The organism is Limosilactobacillus antri DSM 16041 (genome assembly GCF_000160835.1).
Classification (GTDB): Bacteria; Bacillota; Bacilli; order Lactobacillales; family Lactobacillaceae; genus Limosilactobacillus; species Limosilactobacillus antri.
In genome coordinates, this window is the sequence record NZ_GG700734.1 from 49,778 (window position 1) to 76,200 (window position 26,423).

The 26,423-nt window shown below is 52.3% G+C and carries 29 protein-coding genes and 1 tRNA gene; 25 read left to right on the forward strand and 5 right to left on the reverse strand.

From position 1 onward, the window contains the following. The first annotated feature begins 53 nt into the window (after positions 1 to 53). The 3 genes from HMPREF0494_RS07740 to HMPREF0494_RS07750 all read left to right on the forward strand — a co-directional run bounded on the left by HMPREF0494_RS07740 (position 54) and on the right by HMPREF0494_RS07750 (position 3,153). Positions 54 to 1,580: a glutamate--cysteine ligase gene (locus HMPREF0494_RS07740; RefSeq protein WP_007124398.1), complete on the forward strand. Its 1,527-nt coding sequence runs from the start codon at positions 54 to 56 to the stop codon at positions 1,578 to 1,580. Between the two features lie 66 nt (positions 1,581 to 1,646). Further along, a complete protein-coding gene (locus HMPREF0494_RS07745; protein ID WP_007124399.1) occupies positions 1,647 to 2,588 on the forward strand; it encodes a lactate/malate family dehydrogenase in 942 nt (313 codons plus the stop codon). Further along, the gene (locus HMPREF0494_RS07750; RefSeq protein ID WP_007124400.1) at positions 2,578 to 3,153 is read left to right on the forward strand and encodes an LOG family protein; all 576 of its coding nucleotides are present in this window, start codon (positions 2,578 to 2,580) and stop codon (positions 3,151 to 3,153) included. The genes HMPREF0494_RS07745 and HMPREF0494_RS07750 overlap by 11 nt, the downstream gene beginning before the upstream one ends. A gap of 39 nt (positions 3,154 to 3,192) precedes the next feature. Here the strand turns inward: HMPREF0494_RS07750 and HMPREF0494_RS07755 are convergent, their stop codons facing one another. Then, the gene (locus HMPREF0494_RS07755) at positions 3,193 to 3,552 is read right to left on the reverse strand and encodes a DUF4828 domain-containing protein (RefSeq protein ID WP_003713184.1); all 360 of its coding nucleotides are present in this window, start codon (positions 3,550 to 3,552) and stop codon (positions 3,193 to 3,195) included. Positions 3,553 to 3,717: 165 nt separating this feature from the next. Here HMPREF0494_RS07755 and HMPREF0494_RS07760 point away from each other — a divergent pair, with 165 nt between their 5' ends. The 5 genes from HMPREF0494_RS07760 to HMPREF0494_RS07780 all read left to right on the forward strand — a co-directional run bounded on the left by HMPREF0494_RS07760 (position 3,718) and on the right by HMPREF0494_RS07780 (position 8,423). Then, positions 3,718 to 4,737 carry a Gfo/Idh/MocA family protein gene (locus HMPREF0494_RS07760; RefSeq protein ID WP_007124401.1) on the forward strand — a complete coding sequence of 340 codons (1,020 nt, stop codon included), beginning with the start codon at positions 3,718 to 3,720 and terminating at the stop codon, positions 4,735 to 4,737. Positions 4,738 to 4,748: 11 nt separating this feature from the next. Further along, positions 4,749 to 6,053: a DEAD/DEAH box helicase gene (locus HMPREF0494_RS07765; protein ID WP_007124402.1), complete on the forward strand. Its 1,305-nt coding sequence runs from the start codon at positions 4,749 to 4,751 to the stop codon at positions 6,051 to 6,053. A 56-nt stretch (positions 6,054 to 6,109) separates the two neighbouring features. Then, positions 6,110 to 6,182: transfer RNA gene (locus tag HMPREF0494_RS07770), tRNA-Arg, on the forward strand. 246 nt (positions 6,183 to 6,428) lie between these two features. Continuing rightward, on the forward strand, positions 6,429 to 7,559 hold the full coding sequence (wecB, locus tag HMPREF0494_RS07775; RefSeq protein ID WP_040458950.1) for a non-hydrolyzing UDP-N-acetylglucosamine 2-epimerase: 1,131 nt from the start codon (positions 6,429 to 6,431) through the stop codon (positions 7,557 to 7,559). A 111-nt stretch (positions 7,560 to 7,670) separates the two neighbouring features. Continuing rightward, positions 7,671 to 8,423, forward strand: coding sequence for a Rib/alpha-like domain-containing protein (locus HMPREF0494_RS07780; RefSeq protein WP_007124404.1), 753 nt, complete (start codon positions 7,671 to 7,673; stop codon positions 8,421 to 8,423). Between the two features lie 70 nt (positions 8,424 to 8,493). Here the strand turns inward: HMPREF0494_RS07780 and HMPREF0494_RS07785 are convergent, their stop codons facing one another. After that, a complete protein-coding gene (locus HMPREF0494_RS07785; RefSeq protein WP_007124405.1) occupies positions 8,494 to 8,931 on the reverse strand; it encodes a GtrA family protein in 438 nt (145 codons plus the stop codon). After that, positions 8,924 to 9,379 (reverse strand): flavodoxin, encoded by a 456-nt coding sequence (locus tag HMPREF0494_RS07790; protein WP_007124406.1) that lies wholly within the window; start codon positions 9,377 to 9,379, stop codon positions 8,924 to 8,926. Before HMPREF0494_RS07790 ends, HMPREF0494_RS07785 begins: the two co-directional genes overlap by 8 nt. Positions 9,380 to 9,488: 109 nt before the next feature. On the opposite strand from HMPREF0494_RS07790, the gene map reads away from it, so the two are divergent. From map to HMPREF0494_RS07835, 9 genes are all read left to right on the forward strand, one after another. After that, entirely contained in the window at positions 9,489 to 10,343 is an 855-nt protein-coding gene (gene map / locus HMPREF0494_RS07795) for a type I methionyl aminopeptidase (RefSeq protein WP_040458951.1), read from the forward strand. 146 nt (positions 10,344 to 10,489) lie between these two features. Next, on the forward strand, positions 10,490 to 11,251 hold the full coding sequence (locus tag HMPREF0494_RS07800; RefSeq protein WP_225430216.1) for a zinc-ribbon domain-containing protein: 762 nt from the start codon (positions 10,490 to 10,492) through the stop codon (positions 11,249 to 11,251). Between the two features lie 8 nt (positions 11,252 to 11,259). Beyond that, a complete protein-coding gene (locus HMPREF0494_RS07805; protein ID WP_007124409.1) occupies positions 11,260 to 11,865 on the forward strand; it encodes a hypothetical protein in 606 nt (201 codons plus the stop codon). Between the two features lie 25 nt (positions 11,866 to 11,890). Next, positions 11,891 to 13,045, forward strand: coding sequence for a zinc ribbon domain-containing protein (locus HMPREF0494_RS07810; protein ID WP_007124410.1), 1,155 nt, complete (start codon positions 11,891 to 11,893; stop codon positions 13,043 to 13,045). A 12-nt stretch (positions 13,046 to 13,057) separates the two neighbouring features. Continuing rightward, a complete protein-coding gene (locus tag HMPREF0494_RS07815; protein WP_007124411.1) occupies positions 13,058 to 14,125 on the forward strand; it encodes a zinc ribbon domain-containing protein in 1,068 nt (355 codons plus the stop codon). Then, positions 14,122 to 14,904, forward strand: a complete 783-nt coding sequence (locus HMPREF0494_RS07820) for a zinc ribbon domain-containing protein (protein WP_007124412.1) — start codon at positions 14,122 to 14,124, stop codon at positions 14,902 to 14,904. Before HMPREF0494_RS07815 ends, HMPREF0494_RS07820 begins: the two co-directional genes overlap by 4 nt. Before the next feature lie 9 nt (positions 14,905 to 14,913). Continuing rightward, positions 14,914 to 16,017, forward strand: coding sequence for a zinc ribbon domain-containing protein (locus HMPREF0494_RS07825; RefSeq protein WP_040458952.1), 1,104 nt, complete (start codon positions 14,914 to 14,916; stop codon positions 16,015 to 16,017). Between the two features lie 255 nt (positions 16,018 to 16,272). Further along, the gene (yjeM, locus tag HMPREF0494_RS07830) at positions 16,273 to 17,778 is read left to right on the forward strand and encodes a glutamate/gamma-aminobutyrate family transporter YjeM (protein WP_007124414.1); all 1,506 of its coding nucleotides are present in this window, start codon (positions 16,273 to 16,275) and stop codon (positions 17,776 to 17,778) included. A gap of 205 nt (positions 17,779 to 17,983) precedes the next feature. Then, a complete protein-coding gene (locus HMPREF0494_RS07835) occupies positions 17,984 to 18,874 on the forward strand; it encodes a YihY/virulence factor BrkB family protein (RefSeq protein WP_040458953.1) in 891 nt (296 codons plus the stop codon). Positions 18,875 to 18,928: 54 nt separating this feature from the next. On the opposite strand, the gene HMPREF0494_RS07840 is transcribed toward HMPREF0494_RS07835, so the two are convergent. Both HMPREF0494_RS07840 and HMPREF0494_RS07845 read right to left on the reverse strand, forming a co-directional pair. Further along, the gene (locus HMPREF0494_RS07840) at positions 18,929 to 19,165 is read right to left on the reverse strand and encodes a DUF2922 domain-containing protein (RefSeq protein ID WP_007124416.1); all 237 of its coding nucleotides are present in this window, start codon (positions 19,163 to 19,165) and stop codon (positions 18,929 to 18,931) included. A gap of 30 nt (positions 19,166 to 19,195) precedes the next feature. Next, on the reverse strand, positions 19,196 to 19,411 hold the full coding sequence (locus HMPREF0494_RS07845) for a DUF1659 domain-containing protein (protein WP_040458954.1): 216 nt from the start codon (positions 19,409 to 19,411) through the stop codon (positions 19,196 to 19,198). Positions 19,412 to 19,508: 97 nt separating this feature from the next. On the opposite strand from HMPREF0494_RS07845, the gene recX reads away from it, so the two are divergent. The 8 genes from recX to HMPREF0494_RS07885 are packed head-to-tail and all read left to right on the forward strand — an operon-like array spanning position 19,509 to position 26,345. Next, entirely contained in the window at positions 19,509 to 20,309 is an 801-nt protein-coding gene (gene recX, locus HMPREF0494_RS07850) for a recombination regulator RecX (RefSeq protein WP_007124418.1), read from the forward strand. 55 nt (positions 20,310 to 20,364) lie between these two features. Continuing rightward, positions 20,365 to 21,018, forward strand: a complete 654-nt coding sequence (locus tag HMPREF0494_RS07855; RefSeq protein WP_040458955.1) for a sugar transferase — start codon at positions 20,365 to 20,367, stop codon at positions 21,016 to 21,018. Between the two features lie 19 nt (positions 21,019 to 21,037). Continuing rightward, the gene (locus HMPREF0494_RS07860) at positions 21,038 to 21,799 is read left to right on the forward strand and encodes a DUF4422 domain-containing protein (protein WP_007124420.1); all 762 of its coding nucleotides are present in this window, start codon (positions 21,038 to 21,040) and stop codon (positions 21,797 to 21,799) included. Between the two features lie 20 nt (positions 21,800 to 21,819). Beyond that, positions 21,820 to 22,749, forward strand: a complete 930-nt coding sequence (locus HMPREF0494_RS07865) for a glycosyltransferase family 2 protein (RefSeq protein ID WP_007124421.1) — start codon at positions 21,820 to 21,822, stop codon at positions 22,747 to 22,749. Between the two features lie 21 nt (positions 22,750 to 22,770). After that, the gene (locus HMPREF0494_RS07870) at positions 22,771 to 23,967 is read left to right on the forward strand and encodes a hypothetical protein (RefSeq protein ID WP_007124422.1); all 1,197 of its coding nucleotides are present in this window, start codon (positions 22,771 to 22,773) and stop codon (positions 23,965 to 23,967) included. Then, the gene (locus HMPREF0494_RS07875; RefSeq protein WP_050759657.1) at positions 23,957 to 24,568 is read left to right on the forward strand and encodes a YveK family protein; all 612 of its coding nucleotides are present in this window, start codon (positions 23,957 to 23,959) and stop codon (positions 24,566 to 24,568) included. Before HMPREF0494_RS07870 ends, HMPREF0494_RS07875 begins: the two co-directional genes overlap by 11 nt. A 29-nt stretch (positions 24,569 to 24,597) precedes the next feature. Then, positions 24,598 to 25,527 (forward strand): glycosyltransferase family 2 protein, encoded by a 930-nt coding sequence (locus HMPREF0494_RS07880; RefSeq protein ID WP_007124424.1) that lies wholly within the window; start codon positions 24,598 to 24,600, stop codon positions 25,525 to 25,527. Positions 25,528 to 25,544: 17 nt separating this feature from the next. Continuing rightward, positions 25,545 to 26,345: a glycosyltransferase gene (locus HMPREF0494_RS07885; protein ID WP_007124425.1), complete on the forward strand. Its 801-nt coding sequence runs from the start codon at positions 25,545 to 25,547 to the stop codon at positions 26,343 to 26,345. The last annotated feature ends 78 nt before the right edge of the window (positions 26,346 to 26,423 follow it).

Genomic DNA, 26,423 nt, shown 5'->3' on the forward strand with positions numbered 1-26,423 from the left:
GCTTTTAAAAGTGGTAGAGTGGAGAACGAGATCATATGATGGGGGGATGCTAGATGGCTGATAGATATGACCAGATCAAGTCGGCACTGAAGGAGCCCGAATTGAATGCCCAAATGTTTGCCTGCCGGTTTGGCCTGGAAGCTAAAAAGCATCGTGTATTGACCAATGGCCGGGCGAGTCGCTACCCGTACCCAGCGAACTTGCGGTCGCGCCAGCACAACATTTACCTGAATTCCGGCTTTACCGATGACATGATTGACTTTGAGACGCCGCCCGTGGTGGGGAGCACGGCCGCAGTCCGTCACCTGAAGATGTTGGAGCAGATCATGATTCAGCACCTCCACAGTGATGAGCGGCTCTGGCCGTTAAGTATGGCCCCGGCGCCCCTGTACCAGAACGACCTGGATTTCTTAAAGGACGACTTCACGAAGCCGTGGGACCAGGAAAACCATGATTACCTGGGAAATAAATACGGAATTGTTAAGGAAATCATGGGGGATGTCCACATTAACTTTGGCCTGGCACCCCAACTGATTACGACCCTTTACCAGCGTTTCTACCAGGATGATTACGCGAGCGAGGTTGCTTTCCGCAACCAGCTCTACTTTAAGCTGGCCCAGGTCTACTACCTTTACCAGTGGCTGTTTACGTACTTATACGGGGCCAGCCCGGTCACCGAAGATATGCCGGAGAGTTTTCCTGACGAACTGGAGCTGCCGGTGCGGAGTATTCGGGCGAGCGACTTTGGGGATGACAACATTGCCAGTGAGCGGGTCACCTACAATTCCCTCGAGGAGCACGTTGCCCAGCTACAGCAGTTCATGGACAACGGGACCTTTTACAGTTTGAAGGAGTTCTTTGGCCCGGTGCGCCTGCGGGGGCATAACCAGGATGTGACCGACCTGAAGGGGTCCCTCGCTAAGGGGGTCGACTACCTTGAGTTCCGGAACTTTGACCTGGATCCGCTGTCCAGGACCGGAATTAGTGACGACACGATTAACTTTCTGGAACTGCTGCTGCTAGACGCCCTGGTATCACCATTGCCAGAGGACTTAACCGCGAAGCTGGCCCAGGCGCGGCAGCTCAATAATGAGGTGGCCCTGCAAAAGCCGAAGGAAGAAACGGCCTGGATGAAGGAGGCGGCTAGCGCCCTGATTGCGGAGCTGGAAACATTCGTCGAGGAATTCAATGCCCCCCGGGAATACCGGCTGGCCCTGACCTTTGCCAAGCGCCGGGTGGAGGACCCCGCACTGACGATCAGCGGGCAGCTGGCGGACCAGATTGAGAACGGTAACCTACTGTCGTTTGGCCTGAAGATCGCCAACGACCGCTACACGAACAATATTAGCTACCAACACCCGCTGCAGGCCATTAGCAAGGACTACTCCGATGACGTGCAGCGCCTGATTCGAGCGGCCATTGAGCTCGGCGTTGAGTTCAAGCTGGCTCCGGACCAGGTAATCCTCGCGGTTGGCGACCACCGGGAAAGCTACCGGGCCCAGGAATCCTTTGACTTCGGCAAGGGGGCCCGGGACTTCGTCTTAAACGTCTTTCCCGAAGCAGCCGCTTTTCAAGAATAATCAAATAACCAGGAAGGGACTAGGGCGCTCGCGTCACGGTCCCTTCTTTAGAAAGGATACGGAAAGATGCGAAAAATTGGCATTATTGGTTTAGGACACGTGGGCCGGCTCCTGGCAAACGAGCTGGTGGCGACGGCTGCGGTCGATCAACTGGTCTTGATTGACCGTGACGATGACCGGGCCCTGGCGGTGCAGAGCGACCTGGCGGATGCCCTGCCGGCCTTGCCGGTCCAGCCGCGGATCATCATTCAAGACTATGCCGCCCTCGCCACGGCCCAGCTCCTTGTGGTAGCAGTGGGACAAAGCGCACGCGGCAAGGAAGGGCCAATGGCGGAGCTGCCAGCAACGGGCCGGGCCCTCGCGGAAATTGCCCCGCGGATTGTGGCCAGCGGTTTTAACGGTCTGGTGGTCAACCTGGCCGACCCCAACGAGGCGGCGACCGCCTTTCTCCAGGAACAGTTGCGGCTACCAGCCAAGCAGGTGCTGGGGATTGGGACGGTGGTTGATACCGCGCGCCTTCACCGGGCGGTGGCCCACGCTGCCCATGTGGCTCCGGCCAACGTCAGCGGCTTTGTTTACGGGCAGCACGCTGGCCGGCAGGTCTTTGCCTGGTCAACGGTCCGGGTGAACGGCCAGGCGGTGGACGAGTCCATCAATGGCCATCACCTAGACGAGAGCCAGCTTAAAATTCAGGCGGACCTCTCCAGCTGGTATACCCTCAAGGGCCTCGGTTATAATAGTAGTGCGGTGGCTGCCTGGACCTGCCGCTTAATCAGCGCCCTGCTGAATGACGAGCAGTTGGTCCTGCCGGTGGCAATTTACCAGCCCCAATATTCGGGTTACGTGAGTTTCCCAGCGGTACTGGGCCGGCAGGGAGTCGGCAACCTAATTTTATTGAAACTATACCCAGTCGAAGAGATGGCAATCCGAACTGCGGCAGCGGCAATTAGCGGCCAGCTAGCCGCCTTAAACGAGTTAGTAAAGGAAGGAACAGCAGATGACAATTAAAAGATTAGCAATTTATTGTGGGGCTCTTCAGGGCCAGGACCCGGACTACATGGTCGAAGCCGAGAAGGTCGGCGAATGGCTAGCGGCCCACCGGATTGAACTGGTTTATGGCGGCGGCCAGCACGGTCTGATGGGGGCCGTGGCCCGGGGTGTGCTCGCCAATGGCGGGGTGGTTCACAGTATCCTGACCCAGGAACTTTACGACCGGGGGGTGGCCCTTCCCGGGGTAACTGACCGGCAGATTGTTGCCAACATGGACCTGCGCAAGGAAAAGATGATGACCATGGCGGACGGGATGATCGCCTTTCCGGGTGGCTTGGGGACCCTAGAAGAGATCAGCCAGGCGGCCTCCTGGGTAACGATTGGCGACAATGCGAAGCCGGTCGCCGTCTATAACTACCGCGGCTATTACGATGACTTAAAGCGCCAGCTGGCGACCATGAACCAGGCCGGCTTCTTGGAAGACCAATACTTGCGGGAAATTCGCTTTAGCAGCGATTTGGATGAAATCCTGCGCTTTATGAAAAACTACCAGGCGCCGGCTCACAGAACGTACGATAAATAATTTAAAATAAAAAAACGCTGGTTAGCAGCGCTCGAAAATTTATTGAACTGGTTGAATTGTGTAAACCTGGTCGTCCGCTTCGTCAGTGAGGGAAACTGGCCGCTGTTCGTTGGCCCGGATGGTAATGTGGTAGCCGAACTTATCAAGGAAGACCAGCTTGTCAGTTTCAATCTGCTGGACGGTTGCCGGGATTGCCTGGTTATCGATCCCTAATTTTAATTCAGGAGAAATGGTGATTCGATGGGACCGATTACGTTCTTTATCATAATATTGCCAAGTACCAGTATAAAAAATCGGTAACGCAGTTGTCGTGCTACTTTTCTTACGGCTGAACCCCAAAGTGCTGCTGAGCCCAGCCATTAATCCCGCGCCGAAAAGTAACATTCCCTTTTTCTTCATATTCCATCAGTCTCCTCAATTAAGTATGCGATAAGTCATTAACTTCATGGTCAATTATACACACATTTGTATTAGGAGAAGATTTCATTTCTGTTAAAAAGCAGCAATAATTGGTAAAATTAGTTGTAACAAACGTATTCGTCAACCAAAGGAGAGAGAAAAGCGATGCTCAAGCTAGGAATTATTGGAACCCATATCATTACCGATCAGATGTTAGATGCCGCAAAGACGACGGGCAAGTACCAACTGACGGCTGTCTACTCGCGGACCCTGGACCGGGCCAAGGAATTTGGGGAACCCTACGGCGCAACCGAATTCTATGATAACCTGGAAAAGTTCTTCAGCGCGGGCGACTTTGATGTGGTTTACGTAGCTTCACCAAACAGCCTGCACTACCAGCAGGTCCGGCTGGCAATCGAAAATGATAAGTTTATCATCGTGGAAAAGCCGGCCTTCGTAAACCCGGCCGAATTCAGCGCGATTGAATCGTTGCTGGCGGCCCACCCGAAGGCCCGACTAGTGGAAGCGGCCCGGCACATCCACACGCCGCTTTACGAACGGGCAGTAGCCAAGGTTGCCGAGATGAAGGAGCACCACTGCCAGGGCGGGACGATTACCGTGATGAAGTATTCCTCACGCTATGATAAGGTCCTGGCCGGTGACCAGCCCTACCCGAACATCTTTACCCTCGACTTTGCGGGCGGCGCCCTGATGGACTTAGGGGTCTACGCCGTTTACGGGGCGGTAACCCTGTTCGGTGAGCCGTCCACGGTTGTCTACTACCCAACCCTAGCGAAGACCGGCGTCGACGCGAAGGGGGTCGCCATTCTCAACTACGACCACTTTACGGTGACCCTGAACTTTGGCAAGACCGCCAACTCCTACCTGCCGTCAGAAGTGTACGGGCTCAAGGACACCCTGGTCTTTGACAGCATTTTTGAAACCCAAAAGGTAACCTACTACGATGCCGATAAGCAGGCCCACCCGCTAGAGGCACCGGTTGCCAAGAATTCGATGACTGACGAAATGAACGACTTCGCCGACCTCTTCAACCACCCCGATGACCCAGCGCAGGTCAAGAAGTACCAGCACTGGCTGGGGCTGGCGCGGACGGTTAACTCCGTGATGTATTCCCTCCGCCAGTCCGCCGACCTAACGTTCCCCGCAGATAATGATCAAGAATAGGATGATGCTATTTGATCGAACAGTTTAAAGAACAATTTGATAAGCTCTACCAGCAGCCGACCGCGATTCAAACGGCCGTCGACCAGGCCCTCCAGACGGACCAGTCCGTGCTTGGAATTGCGCCGACGGGGTCTGGGAAGACCCTGGCCTTTACCCTCCCCCTGTTGCCCAAGGTGATGCCGGGTACGGGAACCCAGATCCTGGTGCTGGCCCCGTCCCAGGAGCTGGCCTTGCAGACCGCCCGGGTGATGCGCGAGTGGGGAACGATTCTCGGCGTGAAGGTCCAGTCCCTGACCGGGGGTGCAAACCTGCGGCGGCAGGTAATGCAGTTGCATAAGCACCCGGATGTCGTGGTTGGCACGCCGGGGCGGGTCCTTCATATGCTGGATAACCACCACCTCAAGCTGGGGCACCTCCAGACGATGGTGGTCGACGAAGCCGATGACCTGCTCCAGGACGATACCCTGGCGGTCGTGGAGGATATTGAACGGGCAACCCCGCTCAGTACCCAGCTGGCGTTTTTCTCCGCAACAATGTCCCCGGTTTTGGACCAGCTCAGCGTGATGTTCGGCCGGGACATTGTTACCTTTGATGTTCGGGACACCGACCATTCCCGGGGGCCGGTCCAGCACGTTTACCTGGCGGCCCGGACCAACGCGCAGAAGACGGCGACCCTGCGCCGCCTGGCAAGTATCAAGGACTTCCGGGCCCTGGTCTTTTTCAATAGTACCCGGACCCTGCACTACGCAGCGAGCCGGCTGCGCCACGAACACGTTGCCGTGGGGACCCTTGGCGGCCGCCAGCGGCAGGTGGAACGGGAAAAGGCGATGCGGATGTTCCGCAAGCGGCAGATCAAACTCCTGCTGACCACGGACTTGGCGGCCCGGGGGCTGGATATTCCGAAGCTGCCCGGCGTGGTCAACTTTGACCTGCCAACGACTACCAACACCTACGTTCACCGTGCAGGCCGAACTGGCCGCCAGGGGGAACGGGGGCTGGTGATTAGCCTCGGCGACGACCACGATATTCGGGATCTGCGCAAGCTAACCGCGGACTTGGACGTTGATATTCAGCACTTTTACATCAGCCAGGACCAGCTGACCGACCAAAAGCCGGTGGCCGGGAAGCAGGTCGAGCCGTTCGTCAAGAAGGCTGACCGCCACCTGCAAAGGGCCCAGCTTGATCGTGAAGCGGGAACGCGCAAGTCGGTTGCCAAAACCCTGAGCGGCTTTTCAAAGCCGAAGAAGCGCCGGCACAAGAAGAACCGGAAAAATAAGGGGATCCGCCTGAAGCACCGGCGACAAAATTCGCAATAAAAAAGGATATTACCGCTTTACCTCCGAAATGGATAATGCGATAATATTCTTTGTCTGGTCCCATAGCATAATTGGATAGTGCATCCGCCTCCTAAGCGGTCGATTCCGGTTCAAGCCCGGATGGGATCATTGATAGTGTGGGTTTCAACTAGATGCCCCGTTGACGCGGCGCTAGTCTTTCAGGCGTCCAAATGTTGGCCATCAGAGTTCGGCTTTCCCGAGCTTTGATGGCTATTTGCGTACCGCGCGATTTGGTAAGCGGCCTGCTGGCGCATCTTCGGCCGACCGCCGGGGCTGGATTAGGCGGTTGGGTTAAAAATGCGGGGTGATTTGGTGTACAATAATAGCAATTATTGCTTAAAAGGGGTGAGAAGTGTGCAGGCGCCGTATCGAATTATGCTGTTGTTTGGGACCCGGGCGGAGGCGTTGAAACTAGCGCCGCTGATTAAGGCAATGCGGACCGCTCCGGACACCTGGCAGCCGGTAATTGTCGTGGCTCCGCAGCAGGCCCAGCAGGGGGTCTTAAACCAGACGCTGAAGTATCTCCAGGTCACCCCAGATTTTGACCTGGCGCAGACTAACGGGCAGAAGGGGGCCGCGGTGGAGGAACTCAGCGGCTTGCTGCATAACTTGAACAACGTTGTCGACGCCGGTCAGCCGGACTTGCTGCTGGTGGTGGGGGACGCGGTTACCAGCTTGGCGGCGAGCCTGGTCGGTTTTTACCACCACCTGCCGATTGGTCACGTGGAGGCGGGCCTCAGGACTTATGATAAGGCGTCACCATTTCCGGATGAAATGCACCGCCGGCTGACCGATGACCTGGCCGACTTGTACTTTGCCCCGACGACCCGGGCTCGGGACAACCTCCTGGCGGAGCACCACCCGGCCAAGCAGATTTACGTAACCGGGAACACGGCGATCGACATGGTAAAAGACTCATTGCAGGAAGAGTTTACCAGCCCCATCCTTAGTCAAATCCCGGCGGACCAGCGCTTACTCCTCCTGACGATGGCACGCCCCGAGAGCGTTGGCGAACCGATGCGTCAGGTGTTCCACACGATGAGGGATATTGTGGAAACCAACCCCGACGTGGACTTGATCTACCCGGTGATGCCCCACCCCGACGTCCTGGCGATGGCGGAGAAAATTCTGGGCAATAACGACCGGATCCACCTGATTGAGCCCCTCGATCACCGCAGCTTTCTCAACCTGGCGGCGCGCAGTGCGCTGATTATTACCGACTCGGGCAGTGTGCAGGAGGAGGCGCCGGCCCTGCACAAACCAGTCCTCCTGCTGCGGGAAAAGACGGAGCGGCAGGAGGCGGTGGAAGGTGGTGCCGTTAAAATCGTCGGCAAGGACCCGACGAGTATCCAGCAGGCGGTCTTTGAACTCCTGAATAACCACCGGGTTTACCGGCAGATGGCTGCGGCAGAAAATCCGTTTGGGGATGGACAGGCCAGCCAGCGGATTCTGCGGATCATTAAAAAGTACCTAAGCCAAAAGTAGCAGCGGCCTGATGGAACCATCATGCTGCTGTTTTCGTTTAACGAATTGTTCAGGGACTTAATCACTCTTGTGCTATAATAAGGACGCTTTAAATTAGGGGGAGGAAAATTGATGCTGAAAAATAAGCTGAAGACAACTTTGATTACAACTGTAGCGGTGTCCGCACTAGGATTGGCGGGAACGCTGGTCACAGCAACTCCGGTCTACGCAGCGGCAACCGTTGGGGGAACCACCGCCAATAGTCAGGATGTCGTTCAGACGACCACTGAGGCCCAGACATATGGCGAGCTGGTGACGATTAATGACCAGACTATTCGTCAAAACCATGCAGAGGAGTTAACAACGCCGGTGATTGCTAATCCGACCACGGCGGAAAGCAGTCAGGGCGGGACGAGCCTGGCTGTTGTTCCTGCAGGGATTAAGACGAGCTGGGCGGCACCACAACAACTTATGGCTGATGTGGCCCAGCCAGGTAACCACCAGGAGGGCGTGGTAGTTGCGTTCCCCGATGGTTCTACCAAGACCCTCGGAATGGCACTGCATGTCCTGGGAGATGAGCAGTACACTGGCCAGACTAAGCAGTCACAGCTGACGCCAAGCGATCGCGCTGACCTTGGAAATCCAGGTACTGAACTGGCAACTGCCTCGAAGAACTCCTCTCCGCTGGCCGCCCCGGTTAAAAACGGAGCGGGGTCGGGTGCCAATCCGGCTGGTTCACGGCTGGTAACGGATAAGGCACTAGCCAACAACCAGCTTCCGCAAACTGGCGTTGACCAGGGAAAGAGCTTGCTTTCTTTAGCTTTGATGACGGTAATGGCGATGCTGGGCCTGGTGGTAACAAACCGTCGAGCAGGGAAACGCTAAATCGCCGACCATAGACAACAATAAGCACGAACCATTTAGCCTCCACTGGAGAATGGTTCGTGCTTATTGTTTATTGATCCTCAATCTGCTTGTTATCCTTGAAAATCAGCCACTTCGAGAAGACGTAGTTGGCGACGATTACGATCACGTTATCAATGACCTTGACGATGAACTGGCCCATTGGATCCTTGAAGCCAAGGACGGAAATCCCGATAAAGGTGATGATAATATCGATCACCAGGGTTAGGGCCCGGTAGAAGAAGAAGCGCAGCAATTCGACCAGGAAGTCACTGACCGTGGTGTAGTGGGAGCCGAAGACCCACACCTTGTTGGTGAAGTAGGCCACCAGCACGGATACGAACCAGGCGATAACCGTTGCTACTTCGTAATTCCAGTGAATCCCGGAACTCAGAATTTGAAAGACGGCCAGGTTAACGACCGTGGTGACCACACCCCAGAAGAGGTAGGCGATGATGTGCTTGTACTTTTCCCAGAGCTGCTTAATCATTGAGCGCCTGCGCTTTCTGAACTAATTCTGCGGCAAACTGATCCAGTTTCTTAACGTCGTCTTCAGCGGGTGCCAGGTTGACGTGGACGTTTTCACTGCCCTTAGTAGCGCCGGTAGCCGCCAGGACCTTGCCGAATTCGTCGACGGCCTTGCAGAAGTCATCGCCGTAGAAGGTATCACCAGAGCCCGCCACGCCGTAGACCTTGCCGTCCAGTTCCTCTTCCTGCAGGTCCTCGTAAAAGTCCATACCCTCATCCGGCAGGGCGCCCTCGTCGTAGGTGTATGGGCAGACGACGCAGATGTCGACGTCCTCAAAGTCCGCGGGGTCGGCGAGGGAGATTTCAGTCATTTCGACGTCCACGTCCCGGTCTTCTAATGATTCGGTCACCAGGTCGGCAACGTCTTCGTTATTTCCAGTGATGGTTGCGTAAACTACGAGTGCTTTCATTACGTGTGCCTCCAAATTATTAATCCATACAAGTATAGCATGGTTTGGGGCAATGGTGGGGACAAGTGGTATACTATTAAAGGTAGAATGTCAAAAAGGAGATCCGAGAATGATTACATTAAAGTCGCCACGCGAAATTGACGCGATGGAAAAGGCCGGGGCCGCTTTAGCAGCGATGCACCTGGGAATTCGGGAATTTATCAAGCCGGGCATCTCAAGCTGGAAGATTGAAGAGTTTGCCCGCAAATACTTTAAGGCTGCGGGAGCCAAAGCCGAACAGATCGGCTTTGAGGGCTACAAGTACGCGACCTGCGTCAGCATCAATGATGAGATTTGCCACGGCTTCCCCCGCAAGAACCTGACCCTGAAGAAGGGGGACCTCGTCAAAGTCGACACGGTGGTCAGCGTTGATGGATTCTTCAGTGATTCCTGCTGGTCGTACGCAGTCGGCGAGGTCAAGCCGGAAATTCAAAAGCTGATGGACGTAACCAAGCAGGCGCTCTTCATGGGAATCGACCAGTGTGTTCCCGGCAACCGGATCGGGGACATCGGTGCGGTGATCCAGCACTACACGGAAGACGAAAATGGCTACGGTGACGTCCGCGAGTTTGTCGGTCACGGAATCCAGCCGACGATGCACGAAGACCCGATGGTGCCGCACTACGGTGAACATGGTCAGGGCCTCCGCTTGAAGAAGGGGATGACCATCACCGTCGAACCGATGATCAACACCGGGACCTGGGAAGCGGACACCAGCGACCCGAGTGGTTGGCTGGCGAAGACCGCTGATGGCAGCTGGTCCTGCCAGTACGAACACACCCTGGTGGTAACCGATGATGGGCCGAAGATTTTGACCTCCCAGGACCCCGAAGCCGATGCCAAGTACATGTACAATGATAATTACGCCAAGTACCTGGAACATTACGCTAAAATTTCCCGGGAAATTGCGGAAGAATTTAAATAACTCGCTGTAATTAAGCGGCAGTTCACTATTGATTTAGTGGGCTGCCGCTTTTTTGGTGAAAAAATTACGCTGAATGCACGCTGGAGCAGTTTAATGCAACTTGGGGACCGGGGATTTTAGTAAACTAGGGGGCGTGTTTATTAAAATTGATTGGGGGAATTAAGATGTTTTGCCCGAACTGTGGCAAGAAGGTTTCAGCAACGGCAGACTTTTGCCCGTACTGTGGGAGCAAACTAGATCATTCTGCGAATGAAGAAGAGCGGGTGGCACCAGAAAAGCAAATCGAAGCGACGGGCCAACCGGACACTAACCACCAGCCGGCACCATCATTACCAAACGGGAACGGCAAGAAGCCGGGGAAGAAGGTCCCGCTAATCTTAGCCGGCGTGATTATCATCCTCCTGGCCGCCATTGCCTTTGTGCTAGGAATGCAGGGAAGTAGCAGCAATTCGGCATCGACTAGCGAGAAGCCGGCCAGGACCATTAGTAAGAAAAACCGTAGCATTAGCAGCTTGGCGAGCCGGCCGACCTTTAACGATCAGCAGAAAGCGGCCGCCATTCTGTACTATGCCAAGGAAAATGAATCCAACCGCTTCTGGGGTGAACTCTACCGTGATGCGTTGGCTAAGTCTACTAAGGTGACCGCTAATAGTTTGCCGGACGAGGCTACTGAGCAGGGCGACGGGACGATGCACGCTTATTATCCTACGGGGGCATTTTTCGGTGGTGCGACCGGCTACGTCATGGGAACCGATGGACAGACGGTCTATTACTACCGGCTGGGTCCCGGTGCCGACAGCATTGATCCCGACGACACCGTTTCGTTAAATGAGATTGAACAGTACGTCATTGACCACCACGCTATGGACCAGGTTAACCAGCTTGCTGGAAACATCAAACTTGACTAGGAGGAGCTATGAAAACTAAGAACGTTGTTATTACAGTTGTCGCTGTCGTATTGGTGCTGGTTGGGGCCTATTTTGCTGGGCGCACCCTTAGCAAACCGGCCGTCGACAGCAGCCAAGAGACGAGTACAAAAGCGGCGGCGCAACAGAGCAGTGCATCATCCTCGTCGGCAGCCAGCACGAGTTCGTCGTCGACCAGCGCTGACGCTGACCAGTTGGACTATAACACGATCACGCCGATGCAGACGGCGGCCGCTATTATGTACTATGCCAAGGACAAACTCAGCGACCAGAATGACTGGCACAGCATTTACAATGCCAATGGGATTGACCTCTTTCAAAGCAACAATACCGAGCACCTATCTGACCCAGGGCGGGGCGTTTGCTGGAGCCTGCACCCTTCCAATATGGCAGGAGGCGATACTCCGACCTATACCGTTGGTGCCGATGGGACGGTAAGCTACTACCACGTCACCACTGTTAACCAGAACAAGGATAAGGATCCCCTGCTGACCGTTAACCTGCATGACATTATCAACTACGTTAACAGTCACCACGCGGTTAGCGATATTAAGGCCAAGGCGCAGGATATTCACGCGACAATCGATAACCAGTAAGCGACAGACAGAAAGAGAGAGTTAGATGAATTTTTGTGAAAAGTGCGGGGCCAAGTTACGGTCTGAGCAAAAGTTTTGTGAACGGTGTGGGGCACTGGTCGCCAGTGCGCCGGCGTCAGATGAAAAACGGGCGCCAGGTGAGCCACAGCCAGCACGTCAGGAGCAGGAGACCGCCAAGGAGGCGCCGGCCCAACCGACAACGGTATCTTCGGTGGAACATGAGCGCCTGCAAAAGCAGTATGCTGCCTTGGAGAGCCGTCTAAAGGATGAGCGGCGGAATAGCAAGGTGAACGTTTTTGCCCGGTTAGCCTTTACCCGGGCGCATTTTAACCAGGTTTTACAATTTGTGAAGGATAACGCCCTGACGATGTTCCTCTTTTACCTCCTGGCTGTTCTTCTGCCAGCCCTCCGCTGGTACCTGCTGATTATTTTTGTCTTGATGGTCTACCTCTTTCCGCTGCTTTCAAATGAGCAACGGTTTAAGTGGGACGAAGCCGTAGATAATTACCTGCGGGATGAGGAACAGCTCAACAAGATTCGCAACTCTGCGGCGGGGATGTACCGGTCACTTCGTAATGGCCAGCCCGCCCAGGAACCGGCTGAGGAGGAAGCGCCTGCTCAGCCGCAGGGGACACCAGATCCAGCGCCGCGGAAAGCAAGTACGACTGCCCAAGCAGCGAATGCCGCTCTTTCCCAGTCTGCCGGCTTTTCATGGAACGGGGAAGCAATTTTCGGCATCATTGCGACGGTCCTCGGCGCAATCATGTACTTTATGACTAGGGATGAGGCAGGGAGTTTCCTTAGCCAGGGGCTTTCCGTCCTGCAAAGCGGGGGCTTAAACAGCGCAGCCTACCTGAATCTTTGGGGGTTCGTTATGCTGCTGGTCGGGGTTCCCGCGGTTATCGGTGGGATTATTAAGGGAGCCACGCACCATCTTGGCGGCGGAGTCCTGAAAACTTTGGGGGTCCTCCTGGCAGCAGGCTACGGACTTGCCTATTCATATGTTTTTGCAAATGCGGCCGAAGTTGCGGGCCGGACAGCTGTCGCAACCCTTTCCGGCGATACCTCCCTGAGCGACCTAGAGAACCTGGCCCACCTGGTGCAAATTATTCCGTGGCTGGCCATTGGACTATACGTTATCGGGATTTTGGTTAATGCCGTTTCAAGCCGGCAAAAATAGGAAGGAAGAAAAATGAAGTTTTGTAGTAATTGCGGTACCAAGCTCAACCCTGGCGCCGCTTTTTGTCCGCACTGCGGAGCTAAGGTCGAGCAGGCAAAGCCGGCTAAGGCGTTTGAAATTACCCGGCAGTTTTGGCTGGGCTTTTACCTAACCTTGGTTGGGGGAGTGGCAGCCGGAATCGCAGTCAACGTTGATACTTTGACCACGTTGGTTCCGTCTACAATTATTGATCCGGTAATGACGCTGCTGATAATCATTGCCTGTGCTGCTATTCCGGGAGTTTTCACGTTAATTACGGGGATTATTCGGGGCTTCAACCACCGACGAACGGGAATCGGACAGACGGTTATCGGAATGGCGCTGCTATTGGTGGCCGGCTCGCTGGCCAGTGTACTGTTTGCTGGGGAATACAGTATCAGTAGTAGCACGATCATGGTTGTTAGCCTGTTCTGCTATTTCATTGCTAGTGTAATTTTTGTATTAGCCTATTTCACGGCGATCTTTGTCACTAGCAAACCGGCGGCAGGAAGGCAGATCCGGCAATTGCGCTGGGCAGTGGCCGGGATGACCGTGGTCGCCGTCCTGCTTCTGGCTGCCCTACTTCTGGGGATTGTCGTATTCTTGATCGTCGCACTTGTTTTGGTTGGTGCACCGTTTTTAGGCCGGAACCTTAGCTTAAGCGGCGGAAGTGATTGGCGCCTTTTGACCCATGAGCATGGCCGCAGGCTGAGCTGGCGGTTTTATTTGGCCCTCTTTGTCCTGGTTGGTGGCATCGGCCTGCGCATGGCAAATATCTACCAGGCGGCGGGAGTGATTCTGACGATGGTCCTGATTATGGCTGCGGAATGGTGGAGCAACCCGCAACGGTTGGGAAAGCAGCCCCGTGAGATGGCCGGCTGTTTGCTAGTGGTTGCCATTCTGCTCCAAGTGATTTACCTCTCATTGGGGAGCCGGATGAATAACGCGTGGCCAATTGTGATTGCAATCTTTATCTTAATGGCTGCGTCATTTTTTACCTACTTCTACGTCATATTATGGACGCGGTTTGTGGTTGAGAAAGGGGAGGCTGGTGCCAAATGAAAAAATGTTTCCACTGTGGTCACCCGCTAAAAGCGGACCAGAGTTTCTGTCCCAAGTTTGGCACGAAGTACGTTGCCCCGCAGGCCCAACTTGTCAAACCGGTTAGCTATCAGGGACACCGGCAACGATTCTGGCGGCAAATTGGGATTGCCCTTATTCTCGGGACGATCGTCGTCGCCATTAGCTGGCTGGCCTGTTCCAGCTATAATCAGCACCGGTTAAGCGTGACGAAGGAAGATCGTGATCTTGTCTGGTTAGTCACCCCGGATAACCAGACCGTTGACCGGCTTGACCGTAGCACGAAAGTGACCTATGCCTACCGCTTCTTCTACGAGAATAATGAATTTTATGCGACAATCTATAACTTAGGCGATACGGAATTAGGTGACCTGAAGCTAGACAATGGCCGGTTAACCTACCGCAGTATTGAAAAGTACGTGGGGATGAAAGAAGGTACGTATAAACCTAGTTATCATGAGCCTTCTGTGATTGAAGGTAAGCAGAAACTAACTAAAGAAGATCCTGTCCACTTAGGCTTTAAGCACTATGCACTTGATGATGACGACCCAGGACAGTATCAATACGACTCGCAACTGAATTTAATCCAGGCAAAGATTAGCCAGCGGTTGGGGAATGGCAACTATGCGGTTGGCTACCGGACGAATCAGACTGACGATGATTTGGATCCTAGTCACTCTCACAAGGGCTACTTAGTGACGATCACTAGCCGCGCCAACCAGCAGGCGGTCTTTCAATACGGGAAATTATATCAACAATAAGGAGGACCAATGAAATTAGGAAGGTGTCCCCATTGTGGGAGAAATTATAAACCGGGGGCCCGCTTTTGCCCGCATTGTGGACAGGAGTTGCCGGCAACCCGGCCGCGCCGGCGCCAAGAAATGACGAAGCATTTTGACTTGCGGGGGCTGGGCCTGCACCCGGTTAAAAGGCAGGATTGGAAATGGTACGCGGGACTGGTCCTCGCGGTGATTGTAGCGCTGACCAGTGCAATTTTTATTGTGATTGTTAACCAGGACTACCACGCGATTTTAAACCAGCAGGAACCATCATTGGTTGATGCCTACAATAAGGTGGGGCGCAGTTTAACTAACCAGATTACGGGTATCGTTATTCCTAGCTACCTTATTTTAGGAGTGGCCCTGGCGGGGCTGGTTTGGCTGCTGGTTAAGGGCAAGAAGCAGCAGCGGATTATGATTGTCGGGATCGCAGAAGTGCTGTTATTAGTAATCGGGGGAGTTAATTTTGCCAGTGCCCACGGCTTTTCCTTCTCCGGCGGCCAGCTTGGTCAAGCCTTTGTAAAGGACCATTTAAACGGCAAGATTTATTGTTATTCCTACTTTAAGAACCGCCCGGGTGACGATACGAGTGATACGGATGATAACTTCTGCAACCAAATTCCGGACCATGATAAGGGTTACCCGCAGGAATACTCGAACGTTTACCTGAAATTCAATTCGGACGGCACGCTTGGCGTTAATGTCAACCCCTACTGGCGGGATGATAACGAGACGGCTTACAATAATAGCAAGACCGGGAACTACCGAACCGTGGGGATGTGGCACGTTAATAAGAATGGTAAGCTGCACATTAACTGGGATCAGGCCGATACCCGCGCTTACGACTACGAAGCTGTTCAAGTAAAGGTGAAAAAGAAACACCATAAAAAGCACCACCGCAAGTACCGTTATAAGACCGAGTACAAGTGGGTTGCCCAGTATACGAATCCGGAAACCGGGGATGATGATACTAGTCTACCGATTTATTTCCCGGGTGATGACATCGACGGCTCAGTGGCCTTTGGCTATGACACCCTCAAGGTCGCCGGGGTCAAGCTGCAAAAGCCCAATGCGGCAGGTGAAGTGAATCAATAAGCGACTATTGAAAGGCTGGTCGGGAGGAAATTTCCGCACCGGCCTTTTTTATGCACAGGGCTAATGTATCTTTATGCGATTAATTGCCATTGCAAAGGCCCAAAATCATTATTATATGTATAAAGTTTCCTCATAATGTGAATATTTATATTAAAATTAGGTTAGAATATCGAATAAAGTGTTTTATTATACAAAAAGACGATTATACTAAGAATATTCATTAACACTGCACTTATTATTTGGAGGCATTAGAACTTGGAAGAGCAAAGTAGTAATAAAAAAATCATTACTACCTTTGGCCTGGTAACGATGATTATTACCGCGATCTTTGGTTTCGGTAACGTTTCAAACGCTTATCTGCAAATGGGCTACGGTAGTATTATCTGGTACGCACTGGCGGGGATCTGTTTCTTCTTCCCATGCGGCCTGATGATGGCGGAATACGGTTCCACCTTCAAGGAAGCCAAGGGGGGAATCTACTCCTGGCTGGCCGGTTCCGTTGGCGAACAGGTCGCCTTTGTGGGGACTTTCGTGTGGCTGGCATCCTGGATTGTCTGGATGGTATCGACCGCGTCCCGGATTTGGATTACCCTGTCCGCGTTGATTTTTGGCAAGGACACCACCCAGCAGTGGCACGCCTTTGGCCTCGATTCCACCCAGTTTATCGGGGTGCTGGGGATTCTGATGATTTTAACCATCACCTACCTGAGCTCCCGGGGTGTCAAGTCGATCGCCAAGGTTGGTTCGATCGGGGGAATCTTTACGATTATCGTTAACGTCATCTTCGTGATCGTCAGCGTGATTGTTCTGATTGCCAAGAAGGGGGTCCTGGCCCAGCCAATTCACGGCGCCAGCACCTTCATCACCTCACCGAACCCGCAGTTCCAGACGCCGATTGCAATCATTTCCTTCGTGGTTTACGCCATCTTCGCTTACGGGGGGATGGAGTCACTGGGTTCCGTTACGGATAGCATGAAGAACCCGGAAAAGACCTTCCCGAAGGGCCTGATTATTGCCAGCATTTTTACGATCGGTACCTACGTCCTGATGATTTTCATGCTCGGCTGGTCAATCAACTACCAGCAGGACCTGACCAAGAGCAGCGTCAACCTGGGGAACGTTACCTACGTCGTCTTCAACTACTTGGGGATTGCCCTGGGGAATTCATTGGGCTGGTCCCACGCCGCGGCGCTGACCTCTGGACTGGTGATGACTCGGATCGTGGCCCTGGCCCAGACACTCGGCTTCTTAGGGGCACTGTTTATCCTGATGTACTCGCCGATTAAGGCCTTTATCCTCGGCTCCAACCCGAACCTGTGGCCGAAGAAGCTGACCAAGCTCAACAAGGCCAACATGCCGGCCAACGCCATGTGGCTGCAGGCCATCGTGGTATGTGTGATTATCTTCCTGGTGGCCTTTGGTGGTTCTGCCGCGCAGAAGTTCTACCTGATTCTGACGGACATGGCCAACGTGTCTGCCACCTTCCCTTACATCTTCCTGATCGGGGCCTTTCCCTTCTTCAAGGCTAAGCAGAACTTAGTACGGCCGTTTGTCGCCTTTAAGAACCGCTTCTGGACGAATGTCCTGGTGGTCTTCGTGGAACTGATTTTGATTATCGGGATCCTGTTTACCTTTATCCAACCGTTGACGGAAAAGGATTACCAGACCGCCTTCTGGACACTGGCGGGCCCAATCTTCTTCGCTATCGTTGCCCTGGTCTTCTACCAGATTGCGGTGAAAAAGGGTAGGGTTGCAAAGTAATAGGAGCTGTGACCCAACCCACGGTCAGGGACTGTAAGGCTAGCCTATCTGGGGTCACGTGATATCTTTAAAATATTCGGAACTAAAACGAGGGCCTGTGGCAAAACATTTGTCACAGGTCCTTTTTAATCTGGACAAGATCCCGGTCTGCTCTTTTGGCCGGCTTTTTGCTATAATAGCCCTATGTTATTCAAGGGAGGACGGCATGAAGAACGAACCGGGAAAATTTAAGAACTTTGTCCTGCTGTTAATGCGCCACTTTACCATGGCCCAGATTTCGAGTTCGGCGGCGATGCTCGCTTATTACACCCTGCTGTCGATTTTCCCAGCAGTTCTGGTGATTGGAAACCTACTGCCGATGGTCGGTCTGGATGCCAATACGGTGCTCAGCTACCTCCAGACGGCCGTCCCGTCCTCAGTCTACGTCTTTATCAAGCCGCTGATTTACGACTTCCTGCGGCGGGGGAGTGGCGGTCTGCTGACGACCGGGGCCCTGATTGCCCTCTGGTCGACCAGCCAGGGGATTGCGGCCTTCCAGCGGTCGGTCAACCTGACCTATGACGTGGCCCGCAACCAAAACCCGGTCATTAACCGGGTGGTCTCCTTTATCTGGATGATTGTTGTAATTATCCTGATCTTCGTCATCGTCCTGCTCTATGGGTTTGGCGAGCAGGTGCTTAACAGCATCCAGCCGTTCCTGCAGTTTAACCGGCGCTACATCTCACTCTTTAATTCGTTGCGCTGGCCCGTGGCCCTGGCGGTGCTGTTTATCGCCCTGACCCTGCTCTACTACTTCGTTCCCAACGCCAAGGTCCGTTTGCGCTATGCGGCGACCGGGGCCCTTCTGGCGGCCCTCCTGTGGATGGGTCTCTCCCGGCTCTTCTCCTACTACACGGTCTTCTTCCGCCACAGCGTGGTTTCCTACAAGACAATTGGGGCCTTTATCGCAATGATGATTTGGCTCGACCTCTCCGGCTATGTAATCATGCTGGGGGCAGTGCTGAACGCCACCCTCCAGGAAGCCCATGAAGGCGTGCTGGAGGAACGGGAGCACTTCTGGCAGGTGATTGACCGGGAACACTGGCGGAAAAAATAAAGGAGCGGACACCGAACTAGACAAGCTAGTTGGGGCCCACTCCTTCAATTTGAATTATGCGGCTGGCTTCTCGTCATTGAAGAGCACGGTGGAAACCGTGTCGACATACTTGGCGGAAACTGGTGTTGCGTAAATGTTTTCACCGTCCTTATTGGTGAAGGCATTGAGGGTGGACAGCTGGTCCATCGCTTGCCGGACGGTTTCGGCAGAGAGGTTTTCACTGGCGTAGCTAAGCTTTAAGAGGTGCTTCTTACCGAGGCTACCCTTGAAAGTTAAGTTGAGCGTCTTCATAGTTAGGCGACTTCCTTTCTCTTATTCAGATTACTGTGCGATTGCGAATTGTTCGGTTGTTACGATGTTGGCGCCCGTGCATTTTTCACCGGTCAGGGTTTCCAGAGCAGCGGTGATGGAAGCAACCTGGGCGGCGGTCAAGTCCTGCTTGGCGTTATTCAAGATGTGGCTAGCGCCCTTGGGATGCTTGGCCCCGGCGAGGGTTACCTGCAGTTTAGCTGATTTGAATTGACGTTCGTTACTCATGGTGAGCACTCCTTTAGTTTGATTTTGGTAAGTGGTGATCACTGCTTACACTTACATAAACGGCTGAGCACGGCAAAAGTGAAGGGGGAATTTTAAAATGGCGAAGATTTCAAAAATCACGGCGCAGAAGCGGCAGGGTCGCTATAACGTGTACCTAGATGGCCACTATGCCTTCCCGGTAGCGGAGAGCGTCCTGGTCAAGTTCCGCCTGATGAGGGGCGTGGAGCTGGATAAGGACCAAATTGCGGAGATCACGACAGCGGACCAGCAGGCGCAGGCTTACGGAAAGATTTTGGACTACCTGTCCTACCAGATGCGCAGTGAGAGTGAAGTTTTAAAAAAGCTGCGCGAGCTGGAGACGCCGGAGGAATTCGTTGCGCCAGTCATGGCGAAGCTCCGGGAACGGCACCTGGTTGATGACCAGCAGTATGCCCGGTCCTATGTCCGGACGATGATGATGACCACGCTGAAGGGCCCGGGAGTGATCCGCCAGCAGCTCCGTCTGAAAAAGGTCGGCGAAAATGAGATTGAAACTGCCCTGCAGGAGTTTCCGCTGGCCGACCAACTGGAGAACGCCAGCAAACTGGCCCGGAAGCTCTTCAAACGCTACCACAACCAGCCGGAGTTCCGCCGGGAACAGAAGGTCCGGCAGGGGCTAATGATGAAGGGCTATTCGGGGGCGGTCTATGACCAGATCAAAGCAGCGGTCACTCCAGAAGCCGATCCGGACCAGGAGGCCGAACTGCTGGCTGCCCAGGCGGAGAAAGTCTGGCGCCGCTACCGTCGCTACACGGGGATGGACCGTGAACGTCGCTTCAAACAGGCGATGTTTCGCAAGGGCTTCGACCTCGACGCCGTTCAAGGCTGGTTAGATGATAACCAGGAAAGTCTTTCCTAAGCGCGGGAATACTGGTATTATTAATGGGATACCTAACTTAAGAAGAGAAAAGAAAATGAAGAATAAAAAGATTCATATTAATGAACAAAAATTGAATCACCAGTATGGCTACCGGACGGTGAAGCGCTTATTTGACGTTGTCGCTTCAACGATTGCGGTAGTTTTGTTGAGTCCCGTTTTCTTGCTGATTGCAATCTGCATCAAGGTCGATGATCCCAACGGGCCGGTCTTTTATTCCCAGACCCGGGTCGGCAAGGACGGTAAACAGTTCAAGATGTTTAAGTTCCGGTCAATGGTGACCAACGCCGATGAGCTGTTAGCCAAACTCAAGGCCCAAAACGAGATCGACGGGGCTATGTTTAAAATGAAGAACGATCCCCGAATTACGAAGGTCGGCCGGGTGATTCGCAAGTACAGCCTGGACGAATTGCCGCAATTAATCAACGTAATTGGCGGTTCGATGAGTATTGTCGGACCCCGCCCGCCGCTAGTCAGTGAGGTTGCCGAATATACTGCTTATGATAAGCAACGACTGATGGTTAAGCCGGGAGCCACTGGCATGTGGCAGGTCGGCGGCCGGAACGACGTTGACTTTGCGGAGATGGTCGAATTAGATTTAACCTATATCCAGGAACGGTCAATCTGGCTGGACCTGAAAATTATGTTTGAAACCGTGAAAGTAATGATTGTGCCGAACGGGGCATACTAACTGAGATAGGAGTACGACAGTGGACGTTAAAGTATTAGTGGCTGCACACAAGAACTACGCGATGCCGAAAGATGAACTCTATTTGCCGGTTTTTGTCGGTAAGGAGATCCACCCGGACGTTAACCAGACCTTCAAGGGCGACAATACGGGGGATAATATCTCCGCTAAAAACCCGACCTATAATGAACTGACCGCTATTTACTGGGGCTGGAAGAACCTGGACCTGGATGCGATGGGCCTGGTTCACTACCGCCGCTACCTAAGTATGAACCACCGCAAGAGTTTGGACAGTGTCCTCAGTAAGGAGCAGGCGGAGAGCTTGTTGGCCGACCATGATATTATTTTGCCGCCCAAGCGTCGCTATTTTATTGAAAGCAACGAGTCGCACTATCTGCACGCCCACCACCACGAACCATTTGAGGTGATGCGGCAGGTGATTGCGGATAAGTATCCGGAATACTTGCCGTCCTTTGAGAAGGTCATGAAGCGGACCTGGGCGCACATGTTTAATATGTTCGTGATGAAACGGCAACCGCTGGACGAATACTGCACCTGGATGTTCGACGTCCTGGCTGAAGTGGAAGCACAAACGGACATTAGCGACTACTCGACCTACGAAAAACGAGTTTACGGTTTCTTGAGCGAGCTCCTGCTTGACGTCTGGCTTGACCAGCACCCGCAGTACGCCACCGTTGAGGTCAAGTACGTCTTTATGGAGCACACCAACTGGTTTAAGAAGGGCGGCAAGTTTATCCTTCGTAAAATCACTGGACACGCTTAATTTTTCAGGGAGGTTTTAGTGTGGCAAAGCTGTCGATTGTGGTTCCTTGTTACAATGAACAGGAAGCCATTCCGCTATTTTATCCGGCGGTCGAAAAAGTGGTTCGGCAAATGCCGGTGGAAACTGAATACTGGTTTGTCAATGATGGTTCATCTGACCAGACCTTAGCAGAATTGCGGAAGCTGCATGACCAGGATCCAGCACGGGTTCACTATGTGTCATTTTCCCGGAACTTCGGCAAGGAGGCCGGCTTATATGCCGGCCTTGAAGCCGCGACCGGGGATTACGTGGTCGTCATGGACGCCGACTTGCAGGACCCGCCGGAATACCTGCCGGAGATGTACCAGGAAATCTCGTCGGGCGAGTACGACTGCGTGGGGATGCGGCGGACGGACCGCAAGGGGGAGGCAAAGTTTAAGTCCTTCCTTAGCAACCAGTTCTATAACGTTATCAACAAAATTTCGGACACCAAGATTGTTTCCGGTGCCCGGGACTACCGGATGATGACCCGGCAGATGGTTGACGCGGTACTTTCCCTAAAGGAGTACAACCGCTTTTCTAAGGGGATCTTCAACTGGGTCGGCTTCAAGACCAAGTATCTGCCTTATAAGAATGTCGAACGGGTGGCCGGGACAACTGACTGGTCGATGTGGAAGCTGTTTAAGTACGCAATCGATGGGATTACCGATTTTTCCGAGGCACCGTTGGCAATTGCCACCTGGATTGGCGGGTTCTCCGCTTTTGTGGCGGTAATTGGCATCATTGCGGTAATTATCCGCCACTTTGTTGCCCCCAACGGCAGTGCCTTCGGCTGGGCATCACTAGTTTGTATTATGCTCTTTATCGGCGGCGTCCAGCTCTTCTGCCTGGGAATTGTAGGGCGTTATATCGGTAAGATCTATATGCAAACAAAAAAGCGGCCGATTTATATCGTCAAGGAGAAAAAATAGGGAAATGGTTAAGAAAAAACTATGGGAACTTTAACTTTTAATCAGCGAGTGATTGTCGGAAAACGGCTTTATTACTGTACATTTGTCTATGCGGTTGTCTTATCATTTCTTATTTCAAGTAACTTTAATCCGATTCTTTCGAGTAAGGCTTTACACCGGTTCCTTTATCTTGCAGTGCTATTGCTTGCTGTTAAAATTTTTGGGATTGACCAGGTTGACCGGAAAGAATGGCTAACTAAGGCTGCCATCTACTTATTGGCGTTGATTAGCTGGCGGTTAGCCAAAAACGTTGATTTGCTACTATATATTAGTTTAATTTTAGCGGCAAAGCAGGTTGATTTTCGTCAGTTGGTAAAATTGTATTTTGGAACTGTCGGAATTTTGCTTCTGGGCACCGTGCTGATCTCACAGGCTAATATCATTCGTGATGTAGTCTATATCCGTGACGGCTTCCACAGGCACTCACTAGGGATCATTTACCCAACCGATATGGCGGCCTACGTTTTTTATTTAATTTTAGCCTACTACTATTTAATGTTTGATAGCTTAACTTGGCGCTCGTTTACAATAATTGCCTTGCTAGATATTACCGTGTATTGGCAGACCCAGGCGCGAAATTCTTTTATTTTGATCCTATTCACGATTCCAGTAGTTTGGGTTGCGCAGCGCGCTTATCGCGGGGAAAAAGTTTCACGAGCGATTGCTTCATATTATTGGATGGTGGCACCGCTGCTTGCTTATGGTACCCTACTGCTCTCCTGGCTGTATACGAGCAGCAATGGCCTTTTACGGGCAGTAAATAAGCTGCTTTCCAACCGGCTGTTGCTCTCCAACCAAGCGATCGATAAGTATGGGATTACCCTTTTTGGCCAGCACCTAGTGGAGCATGGGTACGGTGGAATTGCTGGTTTAAAGCAATTCTATAACCCGCAGGCTAAGTATTTCTACCTAGACTCCTCCTATGTCCGGTTGGCAGTTATTTATGGACTAATAATTGGCGTTTTACTGGTAGTATTCATGACGGTAATTGCTTACCGTTCCACCTTGCGGCATGAGTTTATCTTAGCAGCGGTGATTTTATTAATTAGTATTCATTGTATTGTAGAACAGCACCTTTTCGATATCAGTTATGATCCGTTCTTGATTTCATTGATTGCTGTATCACCAATTAATAGTAATAAGGCAAAAGTTTTAGGAGGTATTTCTGGTGACAAATAACGGAAAGTCAAAAATTATGGTGAAATACGTTGTGATAGTATTGGGCTTAATGCTTATTGGCGGTGCTGGTATGTATGGCTTAGCCAAGCATCGGCAAACGACTTACTATACCGCTGAACGGTCAATGGTCATTTCTCATAGTATCCACGAGGAAAGTGCGTCAAATAATAACTTTAACTCGGATGATCAGCAGATGATGCCAACTTATAAAAATATTTCTCAGGATATAATGATTGCAAAAGCGGCGCGCAAGTATTTGCCGCAAAACCTAAAGAAGAAGTATACAGCTGAAAAGATAAATGAGACGGTCGACAGTAAAATCTCGCAACAGTCTTTAATATTGACGATGCATTCCAAAGCTGATAGTAAAGCAGCCGCAGTGGCAACGGTTAACGCGATGGCTAAGGCAATGAAAAAGGAGTTGCCGTCGATTCAGCCAGGAGCAGGACAAGTCCGGTTGCTGGCCCCGGCAACGAAGGACCAAGCTGAGAAGGTGACTACGCCACATGCTAAAAAATATGTTGCCGTTGGACTAGCTCTTGGTGCGATGGTTGGATTAGTAATCTGCTTTGTTGAAGAAACTTGGAGCCGGTTGCTTTAGTGTCAGTCAGTTAAGTGTAGGAGTCTTTTATGAAATATGCTTCGTTAATTGTGACTTATAACCGTAAGGACAAGTTGATTGGAGCTTTGCGGTGCTTACTAGGGCAAACCCGAAAACCACAGAAAATCTTTTTAATTGATAACTGCTCTACTGATGGAACCCCCGAACTCTTGAAGCGGGAAGGAATACTGGATAATCCGTTAGTAGATTATCAACGAATGGACAAAAATTATGGTGGCTCCGGTGGCTTTTACCATGGCATTAAGTATGCGATGGGTTTTGCCAAGGAATTTGAATACTTATCGCTTTCGGATGATGATGCCTTTTTTAATCAAGACTACTTTGAGCAAATTGAAAAAGCTGCTGAAGAATGTCCTGATTGCCGGGCTTTTTGCGGAACGGTCCGTTATGAGGATGGAACGATCCAGACAGACCATCGCCGGCGAATCAGCAACCCGCGCTGGCTAAAAGAAACAGAAGTACCCGAAAGTGAATACCGGCATAACTTTGTCCTCGATACCTTCTCGTTTGTTGGTTGTGTGATCAGTGTTGATATCTTAAGCAAGATCGGTTTACCCAATAAAGAGTACTTCATTTATTATGATGATACTGAATATTCACTGCGCGTTCGTAGTTTGACTAACATCATTAATGTCTCTTCGGCGGTTGTTGTTCACCAAACGCCGAAGAAAAGCAATGGATTAGTTGAAATCAATTGGAAAACGTACTATGGATTCCGGAATGCAATTTTAATGAAAAAGCAGCATTCCGACTGGAAATGGCTTAACCTGTACTTTATCTGGCACCAATTGAAGTTAAATGTTGAGCTATTATCTTCTCCGGTATTTAAGGGGAAACGCCGGCCCGCAATGAGGGTTTATAATCGGGCCTTTAAGGATGGAATGGCGGGGATTGAAGGGAAACAAGCGCCCTTCTTGCCTGGCAATAAAATTGATTAAAGGGGGGGAGAACGAGGATGAGTGAACATGATTTTTCCCTGATTACGATTGTGAACAAGGAACCAGTTTACGAGGCGTTCAAGCAGAATTTACAAACGCAACAAGGCGTTGATTATGAATTAATCAAAATTCAAAACGACCGTCATCAATACGAGTCCGCCCGGGCGGCGTACAATGCAGCAGCGGCGAAGGCCACTGGGAAATACTTAATCTTTCTCCACCCGGACATCCGCTTTGCAGACGAAACGAGTCTCGATGACATTGTTAACCGGGCCTTGCAGCTACCTAACCGTGGGATTGTGGGGATCGCGGGAGTTCCAGCCAATCTTGGCGCCTACCATATCCTGACCACGATGAAGCAAGGAACAGTCCCCCAAGCGGTAGGAGATTTGATTGAGCGGCCGACCCCGGTTCAGACGGTGGACGAGTGCTTTTTCTTAATGGACCGGCGTACCTGGGAACAACAGCCCTTTTCTGATATTAAGGGCTGGCACCTCTATGCAGTTGAAGAGTGTCTGCGTGCCGAACTGGCTGGCCGGATAAACTATGTTGTTCCGGCTCGGGTTTGTCACGTTTCTGACGGGGCATCTGAGAACTGGAGCTATGTCCAGACGGGCCGTCAGCTGGTTGCACGGTACGGCGCGGAGTTCCCGGTAATTAACACGACGGTATATAAGTGGAATACGCGGGGAGTACGGAAGTATTATATGCCGTATTTCCACTATCTTGACCACCAGGCAGAGCGAAAGCTGCGAACTTCGCCATGGCTTCACGATACTGCCAAGCGGGTTAAGCATTTATTCGTCAAGCCATGGTAACAAAGGAATTGCGACCCAACCGTCGACGTGCAGTCATCTTTGCGGTGCTTCCCCAAGACTAGCTGCCCATCGAAAGAT